Origin of the sequence: Rubrivirga sp. (genome assembly GCF_049648075.1) — a bacterium.
GTDB lineage: Bacteria > Bacteroidota > Rhodothermia > Rhodothermales > Rubricoccaceae > Rubrivirga.
Map to the genome: position 1 here is coordinate 1 of NZ_JBARYR010000189.1, position 3,977 is coordinate 3,977.

4 protein-coding genes are annotated in these 3,977 nt (G+C 68.8%); 1 reads left to right on the forward strand and 3 read right to left on the reverse strand.

Going from position 1 to position 3,977, the window contains the following annotated elements; all coding sequences use genetic code 11:
- Positions 1 to 228: 228 nt before the first annotated feature.
- A complete protein-coding gene (gene cmk / locus WBA11_RS05475; protein ID WP_424519706.1) occupies positions 229 to 918 on the reverse strand; it encodes a (d)CMP kinase in 690 nt (229 codons plus the stop codon).
- Positions 919 to 1,054: 136 nt separating this feature from the next.
- Between cmk and WBA11_RS05480 the strand changes: the two genes are divergently transcribed.
- Positions 1,055 to 1,252, forward strand: a complete 198-nt coding sequence (locus WBA11_RS05480) for a hypothetical protein (protein ID WP_424519707.1) — start codon at positions 1,055 to 1,057, stop codon at positions 1,250 to 1,252.
- Between the two features lie 12 nt (positions 1,253 to 1,264).
- Here WBA11_RS05480 and WBA11_RS05485 read toward each other — a convergent pair whose 3' ends face one another.
- Both WBA11_RS05485 and WBA11_RS05490 read right to left on the reverse strand, forming a co-directional pair.
- The gene (locus WBA11_RS05485; RefSeq protein WP_424519708.1) at positions 1,265 to 3,622 is read right to left on the reverse strand and encodes a DPP IV N-terminal domain-containing protein; all 2,358 of its coding nucleotides are present in this window, start codon (positions 3,620 to 3,622) and stop codon (positions 1,265 to 1,267) included.
- A 90-nt stretch (positions 3,623 to 3,712) separates the two neighbouring features.
- A partial coding sequence (locus tag WBA11_RS05490; RefSeq protein ID WP_424519709.1) for a sensor histidine kinase occupies positions 3,713 to 3,977 on the reverse strand: 265 nt, incomplete at its 5' end.

Sequence of the window (3,977 nt, forward strand, 5' to 3'; positions counted from 1 at the left end):
GGCGTTGGTCGTCGCGAGCGACGGGGCGGATGCGCCCTCGTCGGGCGTCGTGTTGGTTGTGTCTGCCATAAAGGAGAGTCGTCGTCCGATCCCGAGTGCGGGGAGAGGCGACCGGACGTCGCGTGGATTTTGGTGGTGAAACAAGCGCTCGGGGCGGTGCCTCTCTCCGGCCAAGCCGGTGCAGCACCCTGAGCGGGAACGATGAGCGCGGGGTGCGCTCTGGAGCGGCTATCCGCTCCGGCCCCCGGCGCGGCGTACCGCATCGAGGACGAGGTCGACCTGTTGGTCGATGGTCAGTGCCGTCGTGTCGAGCGTGACGGCGTCGTCGGCCGCACGGAGGGGCGAGATCGCCCGGTCCTGGTCGCGCGCGTCGCGCGCAGCCAGCTCGCCTCGGACCGTCTGGAACGCCTCGGCGTCACGATCCGATCCGTCACCCGAGAAGTCCGCTAGGCGGCGCTGGGCTCGGGCGTCGAGGTCGGCAACGAGAAAGAACTTGACGGCGGCGTCGGGGAAAACGACGGTGCCGATGTCGCGGCCCTCGACCACCACGCCGACGCCCTCGGGCTGATCGCTGGCGACGCGCCGCTGCAAGGCGACCATCGCGTCACGGACCGGGCCGAGAGCGCTCGCACGCGAGGCCGCTTCCGCAGCGTCGGGCGTCCGGACCCGATCGGTCACATCGTCCCCGTCGAGGGCGACATGAACACGGTCGGGACCGGGGCTCAGGTGAACGTCGAGGTCGGGGACCAGTGACTTGGCGGCCGAGTCCGTAAACGGGAGGCCGCGGTCGCGAAACGCGAGGCCGACCGCCCGGTACATGGCCCCGGTGTCGAGGTAGAGCCACCCGAGACGCTCCGCCACTCGCCGCGCAGTCGTGCTTTTCCCGGACCCGGCGGGTCCGTCAATCGCGACGATCACAGGCAGTGTTGGTGCTCAAGAGAGCCCGTCAGTATAGGGACGGGGCACGCCGTTTCGACCTCGAGGACGTGAGGAAGGCGTGAGGGCAGGCGGAATGAGACGTGTGCCGGGCCTCGCCACTCGTCCTCGAGGGCGCGTGCTCAGTCCGAGCCTCGAGGTCGGCAACGGGACGTCGACCTCGAGGACGCTGCTGCCTCGAGCAACAGAAGACCGGCCCACTTCGGACCGCCTGGCCGAGCATCCCCCGCCGCGGCTTTCGATAAAGGCCCGTCGCCATCCCGCCCTCGAGGTCGCGGGATCGCGACGTCCTCGAGAGCGGGATCGCGGCGTGTGACCTCGAGGGCGGCTACCGCACGGCCATCAGCTCCATGTCGGCCAGGTTCTCCGCGAAGTACTCCGTGAGCAACGTGAACAGGTGGAGCCGCGTCGCGCCGCCGTAGATCCCGTGGTTGCGGCCGGGGTAGATCATCAGGTCGAACTGCTTGTTCTCGGCCTGGAGCGCGTCGACCATCGCCATCGTGTTCTGGACGTGGACGTTGTCGTCGGCGTCGCCGTGGATGATGAGCAGGTCCTGGTCGTCGGCCAAGTTGGCCGCGTAGGTCGTCGGCGAGCCCAGGTCGTAGCCCTCCGGGTTCTTCTGGGGCGTGGACAGGTAGCGCTCGGTGTAGATCGTGTCGTACTGGCGCCACGACGTGACCGGCGCGACGGCGACGCCCGTCTTGAAGGTCTCGGGTCCGTCGCCGTAGGTCATCGCGAGGAGGGACAGGTAGCCGCCGTAGCTCCAGCCCCAGATGCCCATCCGGTCGGCGTCGACGAAGTCCATCGCGCCAAAGTGCTGGGCGGCTGCGATCTGGTCCTCGGCCTCGAGGATGCCGAGCCGGTTCTGGGTCACCGTCTTGAACGCCTTGCCGCGCCCGCCCGTCCCGCGGTTATCGACGCCTGCGACCAGGATGCCATAGGTATCGGCGAGGTAGTGGTGCCACAGCCGCTCGGTCCCGGCCCAGCTGTTGCGGACCTCCTGGCTGCCGGGTCCACCGTAGGTGTGGACTAACAGCGCGTACTCACGGCTTGGGTCGAAGTCGCGCGGCTTGACGAGGTACGCGTTGAGGTCCGTCCCGTCGGCGGCCGGCACCGTCATGAACTCGGCGGCCGGCAGGTCATAGGCCGCGATCCGCGCCTCGAGGTCGGCGTTGTCGACCAGGACCTCGATGCGCTCGCCCGTTCCGCGATACAGCGTCGTCGTGGCCGGGCTCGTCGAGGTCGAGTAGGTGTCGACGAAGTAGTCGTAGTCGCGGCTTAGGTCCACGCTGTGCCAGCCGGCGCCCGTCGTCAAGCGCTGGGGCGCGCCGCCCTCGAGGTCGACGCGGTACAGGTGCCGCTCCATCGGCGACTCGGCCGTCGTGGTGACGTAGGCGGCGCCTTCCGCTTCGTCGACGCCGTGGAAGTCGGTCACGTCGAAGGCGCCGGACGTGATCTGGCGGAGGTACGTGCCGTCGTTTTGGTAGAGGTAGAGGTGGCTGTAGCCGTCGCGGTCGCTGCGCCACACGAAGTGGTCGCCGTCCTGGAGGTAGGTGATGGTCCCGGTGGACAGGTCCGAGAATCCGGTCTCGACCTCGATGTAGCTGTCGTTCTCCTCCTCGAGGACTTGGGCGATGCTGCCGGACCCCGGATCGCCGTAGAGCAGGTCTGCGTGGTTCTGGTCGCGGTTGAGGCGCAGCATCCAGACGTCCGAGGAGCCGTCCTCGAGGTCGGGGGTCCACCCCATCGAGGCGATGTACTCGGTCTCGTCGCCGCCCTCGAACCAGGTGTCGGTGTCGAAGAACGTCGTCTCGCCGGTCGCGACCTCGACGACGCCGACGCGGATCTCGGCGTTCGTCTCGCCGGCCTTGGGGTAGCGGAACGTGAACTGGTCGGGGTAGAGCGTCCGGTAGTCCTGCATCGTGAAGTCGCGCGTGCCGGACTCGTCGAGCTGGAAGAAGGCGATGTAGCGGCCGTCGGGGCTCCAGCGGAACCCGTCGCGCAGGCCGAACTCCTCCTCGTAGACCCAGTCGAACGTGCCGTTGATGACGCCGCCGTCGGTCCCGTTTGTCGTGAGCGCCCGCTCCTCGCCCGTCGCCACGTCGACGACGTAGAGGTTGCGGTCGCGGACGAAGGCGACGTGCTCGGCGTCGGCGTCGAACTTGGCGAACATCTGCAGGCCGTCTGCGCGGTCGGCGACCGGCGTGACGGTCTCGGCCTCGAGGTCGTAGACGTAGTAGTAGCCCTTGGTGTTGAGGCGCCAGACGCGCTCGGAGTCGGTGTAGAGGAGCGCCTTGGTGCCGTCGGCGGAGTAGGCGTAGTCCTCGATCTGGACCAGGCCGTCGGCGTCGGAGCGGGACAGGTTGGCGCCGTCGATCAACGTCCGGGTCTGGCCCGTCGTGAGGTCACGCTCGACCAGGCTCGAGGTCCCCGCCTCGCGGTCGGCCTCGACGTAGAGCAGACGCGCGCCGCTGTCGGTCCACCGGCCGCCCTGGAACCGCTCGCCGAAAAACTCGGGGCTCGCAAACAGCGTCTCGAGCGTCAAGGTCTTGGCCGGTACACGGTCGGTGACCATCGCCGGTCCGGGCGCCGGAACGGGCGTCTGGGCCTGGGACGTGAGCGTAGGCTGCGAGGCGCACCCGGCGACGAAGAGGGCGAGCGCGGCGAGGCGGTACGAGGAACGCATAAGGCGGACAGATCGAGGCGGCAGGTGGCACAAACGGAGCCGAGGGAACGGAAAGTACCCCCGAGGACCTCCCGTCCTCGAGGGCGACCGCTACACCGGCAGCGTCATCCGGAACGTCGACCCTGCGCCCACCTCGCTCTCGACCTCGAGGGCGCCGCCATGCGCCACCGCGACCGCACGGGCGATCGCGAGTCCAAGTCCGGTCCCCTTCCCCCTCGTCCGGGCACCGCCTCCTCGGTAGTAGCGCTCGAAGACGTGAGGCAGCACGTCTGACGCGATCCCGTCGCCCGTGTCCCTCACCTCGAGGACGACACTCGTATCCGTCCTCGAGGCCGAAAAGCGGACCGTCCCACCC